This window comes from Paenarthrobacter sp. 4246, assembly GCF_040546855.1.
In the GTDB taxonomy this organism is placed as follows: domain Bacteria; phylum Actinomycetota; class Actinomycetes; order Actinomycetales; family Micrococcaceae; genus Arthrobacter.
The window spans coordinates 217439-233183 of record NZ_JBEPOP010000007.1 but is presented as its reverse complement, the minus strand read 5'-3'; the positions used below and the strand labels follow the sequence as shown (position 1 = coordinate 233183).

Genomic DNA, 15745 nt, shown 5'->3' with positions numbered 1-15745 from the left:
CACCAAAGGAACACCATGAAAGCCACTACCCAGCCCCGTCATGCCCTGAAGAAGCCAATGGCGGCAGCTTCAGTCCTCCTCTCCGTTGCTCTGCTCTCAGCCTGCGGCAACGGCGCCGCGGCTCCGGCAGCCACTTCTGAAGCCAAGGCCAACGCCGAAGTCCAGGCGTTGTTGCCCGAAGAACTCAAGAAGGGCGGCACCGTCGAGATCGCCGTCGACTCCGCCTACCCGCCCATGGACTTCATGGAGGGCGACAAGATGGTGGGCATCGAACCCGAAATCTGGACCGCTGCCGGAGAACTGATGGGCGTCACCATCAAGCCCACCACTGTGGCCTTCGACGCAATCGTCCCCGCCCTGCAGTCCCAGCGGTACCAAGCAAGTTTCGCCGGTTTCTGGATCACCGAGGAACGCACCAAGGCCGTGGACATGGTCTCCTTCTTCCAGAGCGGTTCCCAGTACTTGGTCCGAGGCGACGACAACAAGGGAGCCATCGACAGCTTCGCCGATCTCTGCGGACGCTCAGTTGCCCTCCAGAGCGGCTCCTACGAAATGACCTACGCGGAAGACGCCGGCAAGGAATGCGAAAATGCCGGCAAGCCGACTGTCCAAATCCAGGGCTACAAGACGCAGGACCAAGCCACACTTGCCGTCACCAGCGGTCGTGCCGATGCCACCGGCATGGGCGCAGAAGTAGCGGGTTACGTCGCCCAGCAATCCAAGGGCAAGCTCAAGACCGCCGGCCAGGTCTTCCACACGGTTGAAGGTGGCATCGCTCTGCCCAAAGGCAGCAAGCTCTCAGCCGCATTCCAGGCGGCCTTCAACAAGTTGATCGCTGACGGCAAGTACAACGAGATCTTCGCCAAGTGGGGCCTCGACAGTGCCAAGATCGCCGAGTCCAAAGCGCACACGAGCTGATGGCGGTGGCACAGGAGACCGTGGCGTTCCTTCCCGAGCCCGGGGCCGACCCGCAATCCGCCCTGTATTCGGATACCGCCACAACGGGGGGAGTTGTCTGGACCACCCAGATACCCACCCGGCTCGACGGCAGTATCCCCGAAGACATCGAGGCACAGTCAAAGCAGGTGCTGGACAACCTGCGATCCGCCCTTGATCGGGCCGGAAGCGGCCTCGACCACGTGATGCACCTGACCATCTACTTCACCGACATGGCTGAACGGGCCGTCTTCAACGAGGTCTACCGCGAGTACTTCCCGGCGCCGCGTCCCGTTCGCTGCGCACTTGGCGTCAGCCAGCTCGGCATCGCCGGCATGAAGGTGGAACTGACTGCGACGGCAGCGCTCGCCGCAACGGCCTGACCTACCCCGGCGTCCGGTGACGTTGCCGGCGCAGCCGCGGACCGCCGTCGGGCGCTTGAACCTCGACGGCGGTCCGTGGCCCCTCGCTGTCTCGCGGGAACGTCGTCGGCACCCCGGTAACAAGCGGGTTGAACGGCGCTTCTTTGCCTGTGGCTAGAACGCCGGAACGGGCAGATAATGAAGGCATGGCACGGCAAGCAGCGCGCGTGCTGATGGCTTGAGCATCGTGAGGGTGATGACGGTGTCGTTGTCCGATGAAGAACGCAGGAGCTTGGAAGAGCTGGAGCGGGAACTCGCTTCCACCGATCCCGATCTTGCATCCGAGCTGACATCGGGCCGACCTCGGGGAGAGGCTGCCCGTACTATCCTTGGCAGTCTGGCCGTTTTAGGCGGCTTTGCGATGGTAATCGCCGGCATCGTCACCCAGCTTGTTGTCCTGGGCGTGCTGGGATTCCTTCTGGCCAGCGGCGGGGCGTATTGGCTGCTGTCCGGGACCTCGCTTCGGAGAAAGTCTGGAAGGCACGACGGCGAACCCGTACCTTAGCGGGGCTACAGGCCTGCCGGAGTCGGGCAAGCAGCTACGGTGCAGTTCGTGCGGGGACGTCCCCTAGGGAACCGGTGGCACGGGCGGCTGGACCGGAGCCTCAGGCTGTTTGACGGGTTGAGGTTCGCCTGGGGGGACCATCATGCGCCACGCCAGGACAGCGCCCGCGCCAGCAACAGCACCGATGATCAGGCCGATGACCCAACCGGACAGGCGCGGAGCGCGCTGCTGGCTGTTACGTTTCAAGGCCTGCGTTGTCCTTGTCACAGCTTTGGCCGCCGCGCGCTGGGCTTCTTTGGCGGCCTTCTTGTTGCCCGTCAGCGTGAGCATGACGCCGTGAACCACGGACGGGACATCGGCATGATTGATGCGGGTCAAGGCCCACTTCACCACTGCATCGGCTTGGGACGACGTTCCGTCCGCCGCGTGTGATACCCACTCCCGGGCCAGATCCTGCGCGGCGGGAATGATGTTCTGTGGTTTGTACATGATGCACCCCTCCAGGCGTAGATGTCTCCGTTAGCCAGCCTACGCCGGAGCGGCCTGCGACCAACAGATGCCCCTGTGGCCAGCAGGTGCCCCGGCGTCGAAACGTCAGTCGCGGACCACAGCAGCCAACTCCACCGGGTCCTCCAGTCCTGCCCACTTACCGCTGAGAGTCAGCTCGCCGTGGAGCTCAGGAGCGGCGGCCGAGCTGGCAGACGAGTCCGCGGCCACGTCAACCACCCGGGCCACTTTCAACCGCAGTTCGCCGGCATCAATGATGGTCACGCCGCTGCCCGAAACCGGTGCCGAGGCACTCAGGGCGGGGACGCCGCCGTCGAGCTTTCCGCTGCCTTTCACCGTCACCGAGCTGGGGCGGGGCTCCGGCTCACCGTCGACGATCAGTTGGGCCTCTTCCTGGCCCGTCAAAATGGCGGTGGCCAGGGCTTTGACGTAGATGGGGTCGGCGCAGGCGTCGTACACGTAACGCTTGCCCAGGACCGAGTGATCCATGGTGCCGATGAGCCATTCCTCGGCACCGGCCAGCTCGTAGCCCCGGTAGCTGAGGGGAACCTGGTAGATGCGCTCGCCGGCGGCGACCACGTGTGTCTCCATCCCGACCTCGCCGGCGGGATCGTCAAAACGGTAGGCGCCAATAAGCTCCGGCGTGCCGTCCTGGATGAACCAGGGCTGCTTCGGCAGGTAGCCGGCGATGAGTTCGAGCTTGGAGGGGGACAGGTTTGCCTTGTGAATGATCGCCATGCATCCCAGCCTAGGGCAGGGTGCGGCGGCTCCCGAAGACCGGCGGGCTGGCCGGCTTCCCTATGTGCCGGGTTTCGAAGCGAGCGATCCAGGGGCCGCGCCCACCATCCCCTCAACCGCGCGGGCAAGGTGGGTGCCGCGATCGTTGACGCCGTCCCAGCGGACCAAGGCCTGCGCATTCAGGCCGTCCACCATGCCGAGGATCTGCCAGGCGACGGCGGCGGCATCGGAAACGTTGAACGCTCCGGTCGCGTTCCCGTCCTCCACTACTGTCTGGAACACGTTCTGCCAGGCATCCATTTGCTCGCGGACCGAGGCGGCCAGGGCTTCATTGCGGCGTCCCAAGGTCCAGGCCTCCACCCAGATTGCGGTGACGTCCAGCCTGCTGTTGTCCAAGAGGGTGTCTACCAGCAGGCCGAGGCGCTCGGAGGGTCCGGGGCGCTGGGTCAGCAAGCCTGCAACTTCCTGTGTTTCCGCAGCCACGATGGTGGTGAACGTGCTGGAAACGAGAGCGTCCATGTTGGGCTCATAGTGCGCCACCAAGCCTGAAGCGACACCAACGCGGGCGGCAACATTGCGCAGCGTGAGTGCGGTGAGACCCGCCTCGAGGGCGATCTCGCGGGCGGCTTCGGTGATTTCTGCGGCGCGCTCCGCCGGCGACTTCCGGACTGCGCGCTTCTGTGGAGTGCTTGACATCAAGGACCAGTCTAGATTACCTTTTCAGCATTGTTGATCGTATGATCAACAACAGGATTGCACTGAGGACAGAGGAGTCACCATGGCTTGGAAAATGCCGGCCGAAACCGCACCGCATGAGCGCACGTGGATGGCGTTCCCCCGTACCGGCCTGACGCTCGGCGACGACGCCGCCTCGGCCGAAGAGGCCTACGCGGCCTGGACCGCCGTCGCCCATGCCGTGGCCGAATTCGAACCGGTCACCATGGTGGTGGACCCGAGCGAGCGCGACCGGGCTGCCCGCATGCTGGGCAACAGCATCGAGCAGGTTGAGGCCCCATTGGATGAGTTCTGGATGCGCGACATCGGACCCACCTTTGTGCTGGACGATGAACGTCCCGGCGTGCTTGGCGCAGTGGACTGGATCTTCAACGGCTGGGGCGCTCCGGCATGGTCCGAATGGCAGAAGAGCGCCGCCATGGGCCGGTTTGTCGCCGCGCAGTCCGGCGCGGAGCTTGTCAGCTCCCTGCTGGTCAACGAAGGCGGCGCCATCCATGTAGACGGCGAAGGCACCGTCCTGGTCACCGAAACCGTGCAGTTGGACCAGGGCCGTAATCCGTATGCGGACAAGGCATCAGTTGAGGCTGAACTGGCCCGCACCATCGGAGCCACCAAGGTCATTTGGGTTCCCCGCGGCCTGACCCGCGACTACGAGGACCTGGGCACGCGCGGCCACATCGACATGGTGGCCACCCTCCCCACCCCCGGCCGTATCCTGCTGCACTCCCAAACCAACCCGGAGCACCCGGACCACGAAGTCAGCCGCACGCTTCAGGCATTCCTTGAGACCCAGACGGATGCAGCGGGCAAGCCTTTCGAGATCGTGCCGCTGCCCGCGCCGGCAACCCTGCGCGACGAAGACGGCTTCGTAGACTGGAGCTACGTCAACCACTTGGTGGTCAATGGTGGCGTCATCGCCTGTGGTTATGGTGAAGATCGTGCGGACTCGCTGGCTGCCGAGATCCTTGCCGAGGCTTACCCCGGCCGCCGTGTTGTCACGGTCGATGCCCGGCCCATCCTGGCCCGCGGCGGCGGTATCCACTGCATCACCCAGCAGCAGCCCCGTCTCAGCGGAGCGCAGTTTGCCGGGGGTGCAGCGTAATGTCGCGCTTCGACGTCGTTGAGGCCTCCATTGAGCAGTTACGCGCGGCACTTGAGTCGGGCGAGGCGACCAGCGAGGAACTCACCCAGGCATACCTGGACCGCATCGAGGCCTACGACCGCAACGGCATCAAACTCAATGCGATGGTGGTCATGAACCCCGACGCTTTGGCGGATGCGCGGGCTTCGGATGAACGCAGGGCCCAAGGCGCTGCGAGGGGCCCCCTGGACGGGATCCCGTACACCGCCAAGGACAGCTACTTGGCCAAAGGACTTACGGCCGCGGCCGGATCGCCTGCCTTCGAGCATCTGGTGGCGCAGCGTGATGCCTTCACCATCGAGCGGCTTCGGGATGCCGGTGCGGTGCTGATCGGCCTCACCAATATGCCGCCCATGGCCAACGGCGGCATGCAGCGTGGCGTCTATGGCCGCGCCGAAAGCCCCTACAACGCTGACTTCCTGACAGCAGCGTTCGGTTCCGGTTCCTCCAACGGCTCCGGCACCGCGACGGCCGCCAGCTTCGCCGCCTTCGGCCTCGGCGAGGAGACCTGGTCAAGTGGCCGCGCACCGGCGTCGAACAATGCTTTGTGCGCTTACACGCCCTCCCGCGGCGTCATCTCGGTGCGCGGGAACTGGCCGCTGGTCCCCACCATGGACGTCGTGGTCCCGCACACGCGCACCATGGCGGACATGCTGGAGCTCCTGGATATCATCGTGGCCGACGACGCCGAGTCCCGCGGTGATTTTTGGCGCGCACAGCCGTGGGTTGAGATCCCTAAATCGTCTGAGGTCCGACCGGAGTCGTACGTGGCGCTGTCCCCGGAAGGGCCCGACGCCGGACGGCTGGCTTTGCGGGGCAAGCGCTTCGGAGTGCCGCGTATGTACGTCAACGCAGACCCCGACGCCGGGACCAGCGCGAAGCCGGGCATCGGCGGGCCGACAGGCGAGCGCATCGAGACGCGGGCTTCCGTGATCGATCTGTGGGAAGCCGCGAAGCGCGACCTCGAGGCTGCGGGGGCCGAGGTAGTCCTGGTCGACTTCCCCGTGGTCTCAAACTATGAATGCGATCGCCCTGGCTCGCCCACCATCAAAACCCGCGGCCTGGTCAGCCCGGAGTACCTCAAGCGTGAAATCGAGGACCTCTCAGCTTGGGCATGGGACGACTTCCTGCGCGCCAACGGCGATCCCGCCCTCAACAGGCTTGCCGATGTGGATGGCGCACAGATCTTCCCCCACCCGAAGGGCGCCCTGGCGGACCGCTACACCGGATTCGACGACCATATCTCCGGTTATCCCCGGCAGGTCCGGGAATACGGCGTATCCCGCTTCACCGAGATCCCCGAGCTGGATGGCGGAGTGCGCGGACTGGAAGAGACCCGGCGAATTGACCTGGAGGACTGGATGGACGGGCTCGGACTGGACGCCGTCCTGTTCCCTGCAGCGGCCGACGTCGGACCTGCCGACATGGACATCAACCCGGCATCCGCGGACCTCGGCTGGCGAAATGGGGTCTGGGTGTCCAACGGCAACCTCGTCCCACGCCACCTCGGCATCCCCACCGTCACGGTGCCGATGGGAACCATGGCAGACATTGGCATGCCCGTAGGCCTTACGTTCGCAGGGCGGGCCTACGACGACACGGCATTGTTGACGTTGGCCGCAGCCTTCGAAGCCACGGGTTCGCGCCGGACGGTTCCGCCCCGGACGCCGGCGCTGTAGCTGTGCCGCCTGCCCAGCGCTCCCTCCCGGTTGCTTCCTGGTGGTTGCCGTATTTCCGCTCCGACACCGGCGGGTCGGCGTCGATTCGGGCCGGATGAGGGAAGTATCCGGGGAGGAGCGCGGACAATCGGACCAGCGCCGATGCGTGGTGCGGCCGCTGCTCTGTTTACAATCAAAGGGACGTCGACCACTGAGGGAATCATGAAGAAACTCACCACTGTCCTGATCGCTGCCGGGCTCATCGCCTCGGCATCCGCCTGTTCCGCCCAGCAGCAGCTCACCACGGCTGAAACCTGTGACCGCGTTGGCGTCGCCGCAGCCGGCATTCCCCAGAACGCCAGCCAGACCGCCACCATCCGTGTTGCCAACGCTATCCGGCCCATTGAGCCCGTGGCTTCCAACGACATGAAGCCGGTTGTTACCGCCATCCTGGAGTACATGGACGAGCAGGCCAAGGAAACCCCCGACGAAGCCAAGCTGGCTGAGCTTGGTGCTGCGTACCAGGAAGCAGGCACCAAGTACGGCGAGCTCTGCCGCGGCTAATGACGCCCGCGCGCTGAACGCTCAGTCGTTGAAGACACAGAGCTGAGAACTGAACACGTAAAAGGGACCGGTTGATCAACCGGTCCCTTTTGCGTGCCGCAACGGTCTCTCACGTCCCGGCCCTTAAATCGAAACCCTCTCTCACGTCCCGGCCCTTAAATCGGAACCCTCTCTCACTCCTCTAAAGAGAGTGGGAGAAGGTTGGCGGGAAGGGCGTGGGATGTGGGAGAGGGCTACTTTTCGTCGGGGCCCAAGTCAGGTCCGACGGCGAAACTCACCTCCCGCGTCGCGCTTCCGTGCAGTTCCAGGATGGCGAGCTCGTTGGCAACTTCGCGGATCAGGGGACCGGGAACGTGGTCACAGGTGTAACAACTTTGCCTTGCGCTGACTCATGGTTGTATAGATGTATACAAGTACACCTTCTTTCTTGGCAGGGCGGCACCACATGGCAGAACAACCACGAAACACGGGGGCGCACCTTGTCTACGGCGAGTTGAAGCGCCGGATCCTCAGCCTCGAGCTGAAACCGGGTGAGCGCATTTACGAACCCGCCATGGCTACGGCCTTGCAAGTCAGCCGCACGCCCCTTCGCGAAGCCATCCGTCGCCTGATTTCCGAGAGCCTGCTGGAACAGCAATCCACCGGCGGAGTCCTGGTTCCCGCGCTGGATGAGAAGGTCATTTCTGAGCTGTACGATGTTCGCGCAGCGTTGGAGTCCCTGATGGCGCGGGAGGCCTGCGCCAACGCCACCGCCGCGGATCTTGAAGAACTCCGCGGGATACTGGCACGCAATGCTGCCATGGTGGAGTTCGCCGACGAGGCCATGAAGTACGGGGTTGCCCTGCATGCTGCGATCGCCAGGATCGCTGGGAACTCCTGGGCCCAGCGCTTCCATGAGCAGATCGCCAGCCAGGTTGAGCGCTACCGATACTTCACCAACAATGCCCCCGAACGCCGCGATGAAGCACTCGCCAATCACAGGCTCTTGGTCGAAGCGATAGCTTCAAAGGATGCGGAGAAGGCAGCCAAGGTCGCCTTCGATCATGTCATCGGCGCAAGGGATGAGACCTTGCGGGTCATCTCCAGCTCCGGCCTCGTGGTCGAATGATCGGCGAACTTGGAAGGCGTTCGTCCACGGCCCTCCTCATCCACTCGACTCTCATCCAGGCCGTCACGTTCCTGGTCCGCCCGGCGACCACGTACCGCGCACTCGAACTGGATGTTCCCGGGTTCGCCCTTGGCCTTCTCGCCGCCAGCTACGCTGTGTTTCCCCTGCTGCTCGCCCTGCCCATCGGCGGACTGGTGGACCGTCTTGGTGAGCGTCGGCTCATGGCGATCGGGGCCGCCGTCGTACTTGGCTGTTCTGCTTTTCTGCTGTTCTGGGGAACGTCAGTTCCTGCTCTTGTAGCCGGGACGGCACTTCTTGGTGCAGGCCAGCTGGCCTGTGTTGTGGGGCAGCAAGCGGTGGTCGCGAACAACGCGGCGTCGTCGCGCTTGGACTCTGCTTTCGGGTACCTGACCTTCGCCGCGTCTCTGGGTCAGGCCCTGGGACCGTTGGCCATTTCCGTGGTTGGCGGTGCTTCCGTTCGCCCGAACACGCAGGCGATCTTCCTACTCGCGACTGCCATGAGCTTGGTGATGTTCCTGACCACGTTCGTGATCTCTGCGAAGGTCAGTCGAGGCCGGCGCACGCCCAAGGGCACTGGTACCCAGGGCAGTTCGCTGGCGCTTCTCAGGACTCCCGGCGTGGTCCGCGCGTTGGCCACCAGCGCCACCGTCCTCGCGGTGGTTGACCTGACAGTGGTCTACCTTCCGGCACTCGGCGCCGAACGCGGCCTCACGGCGGCCACCGTGGGCCTGATGCTGACCGTCCGGGCGGTGTTCTCCATGATTTCCCGGCTGGGACTCGGCAGCGTGTCCCGAAAGCTTGGGCGAATGAAACTGCTGATCCTGAGCCTGGCCATCTCCACGGCTGCACTGGCTGTGGCCGCCATCCCGATGCCCGAGTGGCTGCTCTTTGTCGTCATGGCGTTCCTCGGCCTGGGTCTGGGAATCGGACAACCACTGACCATGTCCTGGCTTTCAGCCCAAGCGCCGGAAGGCCAACGCGGGCGGGCGCTGGCCTTGCGGCTTGCCGGGAACAGGGTGGGCCAAGTGGTCCTGCCCAGCGCTATCGGCGTGGTGGCGGTAGGCCTTGGGGGGGCGGGCGTGTTCCTGGCGTCCGCGGTTGCCGTCGGCGGAACGATGCTGTTGCTGCGCGGGGTTAGGCTGGACGACCAGCTGCCATGACCTGAGCGGTTGAGCCGGTTACACGCGCCCACCGTGAACGGGCTTGGCGTTCGCCGGGGGTTCTCCTACCTCGTCGATGGTATGGCCGGCACACACTGCCTTGGTGACGGTGGCCCGCTCGATGCGCGACACCATGAACCACCGGATGGCGTCGCGCATCCGACACCACCCAACCAAGTACCACTGGCCGCTCGTGGAGGCGAACAGCACCGGTTCCACGTCGCGCACAGTGGTGCTTCCATCTCCGGCTGTATAGCGAATGCGCACGACTCGCTGCTCAGACATCGCTTCCTCCAAGGCCGACCTGATGGTGCGCGATGAGGATGCAGCCGTATTGACCCAGACGCGGGCAGCCAGTTCGTCGGCTCTTTCCCGGGTTTTGGGGTCCAGCACGTCGACGATTTTCCTGATTCCGGCTGTAGCCAGGTCGGCGTAGGGGGCCTCAGGAGCGGCGGATACGGCTGCCATGAGCGCTACGGCCTGCGCTGGGGACAGGCTGACAGGCGGCAGGGAAGCACCGGCGGACAATCCGTAGCCACCGCCGGGTCCTGGGCGCGACCATACGGGCGCACCGCTGCTTTCGAGCGCATCCAGGTCCCTCTTCACTGTGCGTACCGATACTTCGAACTCTCTCGCCAACCGCTCGGCGGAGACCCCTCGCGCTCCGGTTCGGCGAAGCATTTCGGATAGAGCATGGAGTCGTTCCGCTCGTCTCACCGTTCAGCCCATCCAGAATTCATGACATAAATAGTGACACGCCTTTGTCCATACTGCCTGCGAGGGTTGTCATATGACAACTACTACGAGCCATCACAACATCATTCTCATCGCCGGCCACTGGTTGGGTGCCTGGGCGTGGGACGACGTCCTTGAACACATGAAATCCGGCCATTCCCGTGCAGTCGCAGTGACGCTCCCCGGTCTCGACGGGAACGATCCTGACCGGGCGACGAAGACCCTCGACGATCAAGCTGCAGCCGTCCTGGAAATTCTTGCGCAATACGGGGTTTCGGGAGATCAGCCCGCCACTATCGTGGCCCACAGCGGCGCCAACGCCCCGGTGAGCCTGGTCTTGGACCGACACCCGGAGCTTGTTCATGGGGTGGTGTGGGTGGACTCAGGCCCTCTGGCGACAGGAAGCGTGTTCGCCCCGGAGCTCCCGGAAGAAGTGGATGAGCTTCCCTTGCCGTCCTTTGACGTCCTCGGGCAACAGGCTAGCCTCGAGGGCCTGAGCGCAGAGGTCCTTGAGCGTTTTCGGACCCGCGCCGTTCCGGAGCCCGGACCCGTGCTTCGTCAGCCCGTGGAGCTCGTGAACGAGGCCCGTGGCAAGGTCAGGACCACCCTGGTGTGCTGCTCCATCCCTGGTGCCCAGGTGCTGGAACTAGCCAGAACAGGCCATCCCATGTTTGCTGAAGTCGCGAAAATCGAGCACCTTGAGGTCATTGACCTCCCGGCGGGACATTGGCCTATGTGGAGCCGCCCCCGGGACCTGGCCGAGGTTATTGAGGCGGTTTCCTCACGAGCCGACTAAGCCAGTGCACGTTGTTTTTGGAGGTCACTCCGCGAACAGCGCCGCCAAGTCATCGGCCGTCAGCGAGCCACCGGCCAGCGCGTCGCCTTCCATCACGTCCGCGAACAGTTGTGATTTCTTGGCCTTCAACGCCATGACTTTCTCTTCGATGGTGTCCTTGGCAACCAGTCGGTAGACCATGACGTTCCGGGCCTGCCCAATACGGTGCGTGCGGTCAACCGCTTGGGCTTCGGAGGCCGGGTTCCACCACGGATCCAGTAGGAACACGTAGTCGGCCTCGGTCAGGTTGAGCCCGAAGCCACCGGCCTTCAGCGAAATCAGGAACACCGGGGCGGCACCGTTCTTGAACTCGCTGACGACGTCGCCGCGGTTCCGGGTGCTGCCATCGAGGTAGCAGTACTCCACGCCCTCTTCGTCCAGGCGCTCCCGGACCTTCCCCAGGAATCCGGTGAACTGGCTGAAGATCAGCGTCCGGTGGCCCTCGGAAATGACGTCCTCCAGCTGCTCGAACAACACATCCAGCTTGGAGGACCGAACCCCGGAGAGTGAAGAGTCCACCAACGACGCATCCAAACTCAGCTGCCGCAGCAATGTCAACGACTGGAAGATCGTGAAGCGGTTTTTGTTCACGTCGTCGATCAGGCCGAGGATCTTTTGGCGCTCGCGTTGAAGGTGCGTCTGGTAGACCTTCTGGTGCCTCGGGTTGAGCACGACCTCCAGGATCTGCTCCTGCTTGGGCGGCAGGTCCTTGATGACCTGCTCTTTGGTGCGGCGCATCATCAGCGGACGCACACGACGGCGGAGCTTGCCCAGCTGCGCCGAGTCACCGTTCTTTTCCACCGGCTTTTGGTAGTTTTCGGCGAACCGCTTGGGGCTCGGGAACAGGCCCGGCGCAACAATCGACGTCAGCGCCCAGAACTCCATGAGGTTGTTCTCCAGCGGCGTGCCGGTGATGGCCAACTTGAACCTGGCCGGCAGCTTCCGGGCACATTGGTAGGCCTTGGACTGGTGGTTCTTCACGAACTGCGCCTCGTCCAGCATCAGCCCGGCCCAGTGGAACGACGCGTAGGCATCGTAGTCAATGCGGAACAAGGCATAGGAGGTAATAACGACGTCGGCACCCGCCAACGCGTCCGCCGGTGACAGGCCGCTCTTGGCGAAGGTTTCACCGACGGTTCGCACCACCAGGCCAGGGGCGAACCGTTGTGCTTCCAGTGCCCAGTTGCTGACGACGCTTGTTGGTGCCACCACCAGAAAGGGAGCACGCGGAGTCACCTCAGCAGAGTCACCCTGGGCGGCAGCAGCGGTCTCCGCGGCCAGGTCCTTCGCCGCGCAGATCAGGGCAATGGCCTGCACGGTCTTACCCAGGCCCATGTCATCCGCCAGAACCCCGCCCAGGCTGTGCTTGTACAGGAAGCTCAGCCAGTTGAATCCTTCGAGCTGATACGGACGCAGCTCAGCGTTAAGGCCGGCCGGAAGCGGCAGCCCGGTCACGCCGTCGTCGAGCAATCCGCCCACAGCCTCGCGCCACGCGGCGGCTTGCTCGTCCACGATCCCAAGCTGGGCAAGCTCGTCCCAGAGCCCGGCCTGGAAGCGGCTGATCTGCAGGGTGCCGTCCTTGTTGTCCGGGTTGTCCTGCAGGGAGCGGGCTTCGTCGATCAACGCGCGCAACTGGTGCAGTTCCGGCAGATCCAGGGAGAAGTAGGCGCCGCTGGGCAGCAGCATGCGGCTCATTCCGGCGGCAAGCGCGGAGAAGACAGCGGCGAAGGAAACGGGTTCACCTTCGAGGGTGATGACGATGCCGAGGTCGAACCAGTCGCCGCTGGCAGTTTCCTTGGTGGAAATCGACACGACGGGAGCTTCGGCAGCTTCACGATAATCGGCGATGTCACCGGACGTTTCCACCACGACGTCGGGCAATTCCCGCAGGGCGGGCAGCACCTCTTCGGTGAACGCCAGAGTGTCCAAGCCGCCCAGTTCCACCGAGGCAGCGAGTCGCGGAGCACCCCAACCGCCCGTGGCAGACTCGGCCAACGCCGAAACCACATCCCACGGCCGGCCCAGCGATTCCAGGATCCGGGCTTCCTCGGGATCGTCGCGGTAACCGCGGTCATCCGGGTGCCGCCAGAGCGGTTGCGCCGTGACCAGCGTGCCGGACTTGTAGTGCCACTCCCAGTGCAACCGGACCTTGTGATCGTTGCCGTAATTGGCCAGCAGGGACAGCGTGGGAACAGCCAGCGTGGGCAGCTCCACCGATTCGTCCGCAGCCTGCACGGGTGTGGACTGCCGCAACTTCGGGTAGAACGAGGTCAGGAACCGGCTCTCATCCTCGGCAGGAATCTGAAGGGTTTGGCCGTCCATGACGAATTCCAGGAGCTCGTCAGTGATGCCGCCCTCGATCGGGGCCAAGGTGATCAGGTTCTTTTGCTGCGGCACTCCGGGCAGGAAGTCCCCGGAATGGGTGAAGAAGATGCCGTTGGCCGGCTTGCCCAGGAAGCCCACGGAGGCGGCATCAACGGGCTCCCCGCCCACGGTGACTGACGGCGCAAGCTGCAGGCCGCCGTCGTGCGCTTCCGTTGTGGCGTCCGGGGCTGCGTCCAGACGCGCCAGGCTCAGTCCGACGACGGCGGGGTGCGCCTCCACGCGGACGGGCTCGCTCCCGGCGGAGTGGATGAGGGGGATGCCGGCTTTGGTGGCGTCGGCGAGGAGGGTCCACAGGTTCTTGGCAGCGAAGTCGTTCAAGCTCAGCCACATGGCCCCCGACGGTTGCTGTCGGCCATTACTTGAACCGTGGGCGGCGAGGAAAGTCTGAAGCCATTCGACGTGGACCTCGTTGAATTCCCGCCGGAAGCTGACATAGCTGAGGTTGTTCCAGGAGACGTCGCCGCGGATCCATTTGCCCTTGGCGCCCATCATGACGGGGCGGGCCTTGAGTTGGCGGACGCTGCGCATGGGGTCTCGACGGCCTGTGTATGAGAAGTGCGCGGCGGGCTCTTCCACCTCGAACTGGAGCGCGAGCTGGATGCCTGCCGCGCTTGGAGCAGTGCCTGGCTTTGTGATCAGCCTGTTGAGGGCTTGTTCCCAAGCGGGACGTGCAGCACTTCCTTGTTGCCCTGAACCTGCGCGTGAAGTTTGGACGCCGGGGGCTTGGGATAGGAGCTGCGCCCGGATGGTGGGGTGGTCCTCGGCAGTGAAGAGCAATGCGGCGACGTGCTTGCAATCCTTGCGGACAGGGCAACTGCAGATTCCTACCGTGCAGCTCCAGCCGCTGGGCTTGCGAACCAGTTTTGCCGACGTCGAATACGGCTGCGGGCCGGTCCCGCGGACCTTGCCCATAAGAAGGCCCGTGGCCGCGTCGAAAGTAATCCCGCTGACGCGGCTGCCCATGGCATAGGCCAGTCCGGCCGCCAGGGAGCGGTCGTTAATGGCAGGAGTCTGTATGGCCAGTTCCCAGGTTTCGTCTGTGTGGGACGGCATGCGTCGGGCTACTTTCGGCAGGAGGTTATCTGCTCAATCTTAGTCAGCAGAAAACGGCTCCCAAACTTCGCCCTCCGTTAACCTCTTCCTCGATTGCCGCGCCGCTCCCACGCGTACGTTGAAAGTGTCCGGAGCACCATCAGCTTTCAGCAGTGAGGATTTCCCATGACTACCAACGATTACCCCATCGTCCTGAACAAGACCAGCTTCGAAGCCGGCAACGCGGACGTAGTGGATTCCAACGTCAATGTCGTGAACCAGATGTACCAGGAGCTCCTCAACAGCGACGAAATCTCCTCTGCCGCGCTCAACAGCTACTTTGTGGACTTCTATCTGACGCAGGCGTTGTCCGGCGGCTTCGCCCAGTACGTCTTCACCGCACCGGAACGCGAGGAAGTGGATGCTTACGTCCGCGCAGGCCTCGAAGGCATGGGAGCCACCCGCCACCTGGAACTCTTCAACCGCACGGCAGCCACGTTCGATGCCCTCACCGAGGACGAAGCAGAGGCCTACCTCGACGGCGAACTGGACGAGTCCGAAACGCCGCCTTCTTCAGTGGTTACCTTGGACGAGCTCGACGGCGAGTTTGAAGCGTTGCTTGAGGAAGAGGACATCATCGACCTCAATGCGGCTTACCTCCGCGACCAGTCCGAACTGCTGGTCCTGACCGACGAAGAAATCGAAGCTCACATCGCGGAGCGCGTCGCACAGATTCCGGACCTCGCCGAGCGCCAGGCCGAAGCTGACGAAGAAGCCCTCGCCAATGCCCCGGAGTTCGAGGTGATTATCCGCGAACTGTGCGATGTGGCCGGCTACGCCCTGGAAAAGATCACCATGGGCGATCCCAACTACGAGCACGACGGCGTCAAGACTCTCGCCTGGCACTTCTCCACCGACCACGGCGACTACCTCATGATCGAGGACGACGACGAGGCCTTCATGATCCACCCGGAGACCAAGGAAATCATCGCGGCCGTAGAGTTCGAAGAGTCCGAGGAGTTCGCTGACGCCTAGGCCTTTCTCCGCCGAGGTCGCTGGAACGCTGCGGGTTCGCCGTAGCGTTCCAGCGACCTCACAGTGTTCCCGGCGAATCCAGTGCTCTAGTTTGCTCTCGCCTGCCGGAACTTGATGAAGCCCCACACTATGGTTGCCTGCCAGCAGGCCAACAGGCCCACCCAGACCCAGTCCAGGCCACGCTCTGTCGCGTTGATGATCATGGCAGTGAGCCCCAGAGTCCACGCG

15 protein-coding genes are annotated in these 15745 nt (G+C 64.0%); 10 read left to right on the top strand and 5 right to left on the bottom strand.

Translation table 11 applies throughout. From position 1 onward, the window contains the following. Positions 1 to 15 precede the first annotated feature (15 nt). The 3 genes from ABIE35_RS15240 to ABIE35_RS15230 all read left to right on the top strand — a co-directional run bounded on the left by ABIE35_RS15240 (position 16) and on the right by ABIE35_RS15230 (position 1863). Positions 16 to 918 (top strand): ABC transporter substrate-binding protein, encoded by a 903-nt coding sequence (locus tag ABIE35_RS15240; RefSeq protein WP_354516173.1) that lies wholly within the window; start codon positions 16 to 18, stop codon positions 916 to 918. A gap of 5 nt (positions 919 to 923) precedes the next feature. Beyond that, complete coding sequence (locus ABIE35_RS15235) at positions 924 to 1319, top strand: RidA family protein (protein WP_354516172.1); 396 nt, start codon at positions 924 to 926, stop codon at positions 1317 to 1319. Positions 1320 to 1545: 226 nt separating this feature from the next. Further along, complete coding sequence (locus ABIE35_RS15230) at positions 1546 to 1863, top strand: DUF3040 domain-containing protein (protein WP_354516225.1); 318 nt, start codon at positions 1546 to 1548, stop codon at positions 1861 to 1863. Between the two features lie 63 nt (positions 1864 to 1926). Here ABIE35_RS15230 and ABIE35_RS15225 read toward each other — a convergent pair whose 3' ends face one another. The 3 genes from ABIE35_RS15225 to ABIE35_RS15215 all read right to left on the bottom strand — a co-directional run bounded on the left by ABIE35_RS15225 (position 1927) and on the right by ABIE35_RS15215 (position 3804). Continuing rightward, positions 1927 to 2352, bottom strand: coding sequence for a hypothetical protein (locus ABIE35_RS15225; protein ID WP_354516171.1), 426 nt, complete (start codon positions 2350 to 2352; stop codon positions 1927 to 1929). A 105-nt stretch (positions 2353 to 2457) separates the two neighbouring features. Further along, complete coding sequence (locus ABIE35_RS15220; RefSeq protein ID WP_354516169.1) at positions 2458 to 3108, bottom strand: CG0192-related protein; 651 nt, start codon at positions 3106 to 3108, stop codon at positions 2458 to 2460. Positions 3109 to 3168: 60 nt separating this feature from the next. Then, positions 3169 to 3804 carry a TetR/AcrR family transcriptional regulator gene (locus ABIE35_RS15215; RefSeq protein ID WP_354516167.1) on the bottom strand — a complete coding sequence of 212 codons (636 nt, stop codon included), beginning with the start codon at positions 3802 to 3804 and terminating at the stop codon, positions 3169 to 3171. Between the two features lie 82 nt (positions 3805 to 3886). Here ABIE35_RS15215 and ABIE35_RS15210 point away from each other — a divergent pair, with 82 nt between their 5' ends. From ABIE35_RS15210 to ABIE35_RS15190, 5 genes are all read left to right on the top strand, one after another. Further along, positions 3887 to 4945, top strand: coding sequence for an agmatine deiminase family protein (locus ABIE35_RS15210; RefSeq protein ID WP_354516166.1), 1059 nt, complete (start codon positions 3887 to 3889; stop codon positions 4943 to 4945). Next, on the top strand, positions 4945 to 6663 hold the full coding sequence (locus ABIE35_RS15205) for an amidase (RefSeq protein ID WP_354516164.1): 1719 nt from the start codon (positions 4945 to 4947) through the stop codon (positions 6661 to 6663). Before ABIE35_RS15210 ends, ABIE35_RS15205 begins: the two co-directional genes overlap by 1 nt. Before the next feature lie 201 nt (positions 6664 to 6864). Continuing rightward, positions 6865 to 7206 (top strand): hypothetical protein, encoded by a 342-nt coding sequence (locus ABIE35_RS15200; RefSeq protein WP_089596341.1) that lies wholly within the window; start codon positions 6865 to 6867, stop codon positions 7204 to 7206. Between the two features lie 445 nt (positions 7207 to 7651). Further along, positions 7652 to 8314, top strand: coding sequence for a GntR family transcriptional regulator (locus ABIE35_RS15195; RefSeq protein WP_354516161.1), 663 nt, complete (start codon positions 7652 to 7654; stop codon positions 8312 to 8314). Next, a complete protein-coding gene (locus ABIE35_RS15190) occupies positions 8311 to 9495 on the top strand; it encodes an MFS transporter (protein WP_354516159.1) in 1185 nt (394 codons plus the stop codon). The genes ABIE35_RS15195 and ABIE35_RS15190 overlap by 4 nt, the downstream gene beginning before the upstream one ends. Positions 9496 to 9513: 18 nt before the next feature. On the opposite strand, the gene ABIE35_RS15185 is transcribed toward ABIE35_RS15190, so the two are convergent. Then, on the bottom strand, positions 9514 to 10212 hold the full coding sequence (locus ABIE35_RS15185; protein WP_354516157.1) for a helix-turn-helix transcriptional regulator: 699 nt from the start codon (positions 10210 to 10212) through the stop codon (positions 9514 to 9516). A gap of 73 nt (positions 10213 to 10285) precedes the next feature. Between ABIE35_RS15185 and ABIE35_RS15180 the strand changes: the two genes are divergently transcribed. After that, on the top strand, positions 10286 to 11026 hold the full coding sequence (locus ABIE35_RS15180; RefSeq protein WP_354516156.1) for an alpha/beta fold hydrolase: 741 nt from the start codon (positions 10286 to 10288) through the stop codon (positions 11024 to 11026). Positions 11027 to 11050: 24 nt separating this feature from the next. On the opposite strand, the gene ABIE35_RS15175 is transcribed toward ABIE35_RS15180, so the two are convergent. Then, the gene (locus ABIE35_RS15175; RefSeq protein WP_354516154.1) at positions 11051 to 14503 is read right to left on the bottom strand and encodes a DEAD/DEAH box helicase; all 3453 of its coding nucleotides are present in this window, start codon (positions 14501 to 14503) and stop codon (positions 11051 to 11053) included. Positions 14504 to 14668: 165 nt separating this feature from the next. Here ABIE35_RS15175 and ABIE35_RS15170 point away from each other — a divergent pair, with 165 nt between their 5' ends. Next, positions 14669 to 15517: a DMP19 family protein gene (locus tag ABIE35_RS15170; RefSeq protein ID WP_354516152.1), complete on the top strand. Its 849-nt coding sequence runs from the start codon at positions 14669 to 14671 to the stop codon at positions 15515 to 15517. The last annotated feature ends 228 nt before the right edge of the window (positions 15518 to 15745 follow it).

What these genes read in the sequence shown, in the direction of transcription:
- ABIE35_RS15200 (WP_089596341.1), top strand. Translation starts at nt 6,865, where the DNA reads ATGAAGAAACTCACCACTGTCCTGATCGCTGCCGGGCTCATCGCCTCG.
- ABIE35_RS15240 (WP_354516173.1), top strand. Translation starts at nt 16, where the DNA reads ATGAAAGCCACTACCCAGCCCCGTCATGCCCTGAAGAAGCCAATGGCG.
- ABIE35_RS15170 (WP_354516152.1), top strand. Translation starts at nt 14,669, where the DNA reads ATGACTACCAACGATTACCCCATCGTCCTGAACAAGACCAGCTTCGAA.
- ABIE35_RS15225 (WP_354516171.1), bottom strand. Translation starts at nt 2,352, where the DNA reads ATGTACAAACCACAGAACATCATTCCCGCCGCGCAGGATCTGGCCCGG.
- ABIE35_RS15190 (WP_354516159.1), top strand. Translation starts at nt 8,311, where the DNA reads ATGATCGGCGAACTTGGAAGGCGTTCGTCCACGGCCCTCCTCATCCAC.
- ABIE35_RS15220 (WP_354516169.1), bottom strand. Translation starts at nt 3,108, where the DNA reads ATGGCGATCATTCACAAGGCAAACCTGTCCCCCTCCAAGCTCGAACTC.
- ABIE35_RS15180 (WP_354516156.1), top strand. Translation starts at nt 10,286, where the DNA reads ATGACAACTACTACGAGCCATCACAACATCATTCTCATCGCCGGCCAC.
- ABIE35_RS15175 (WP_354516154.1), bottom strand. Translation starts at nt 14,503, where the DNA reads ATGCCGTCCCACACAGACGAAACCTGGGAACTGGCCATACAGACTCCT.
- ABIE35_RS15215 (WP_354516167.1), bottom strand. Translation starts at nt 3,804, where the DNA reads ATGTCAAGCACTCCACAGAAGCGCGCAGTCCGGAAGTCGCCGGCGGAG.
- ABIE35_RS15205 (WP_354516164.1), top strand. Translation starts at nt 4,945, where the DNA reads ATGTCGCGCTTCGACGTCGTTGAGGCCTCCATTGAGCAGTTACGCGCG.
- ABIE35_RS15195 (WP_354516161.1), top strand. Translation starts at nt 7,652, where the DNA reads ATGGCAGAACAACCACGAAACACGGGGGCGCACCTTGTCTACGGCGAG.
- ABIE35_RS15210 (WP_354516166.1), top strand. Translation starts at nt 3,887, where the DNA reads ATGGCTTGGAAAATGCCGGCCGAAACCGCACCGCATGAGCGCACGTGG.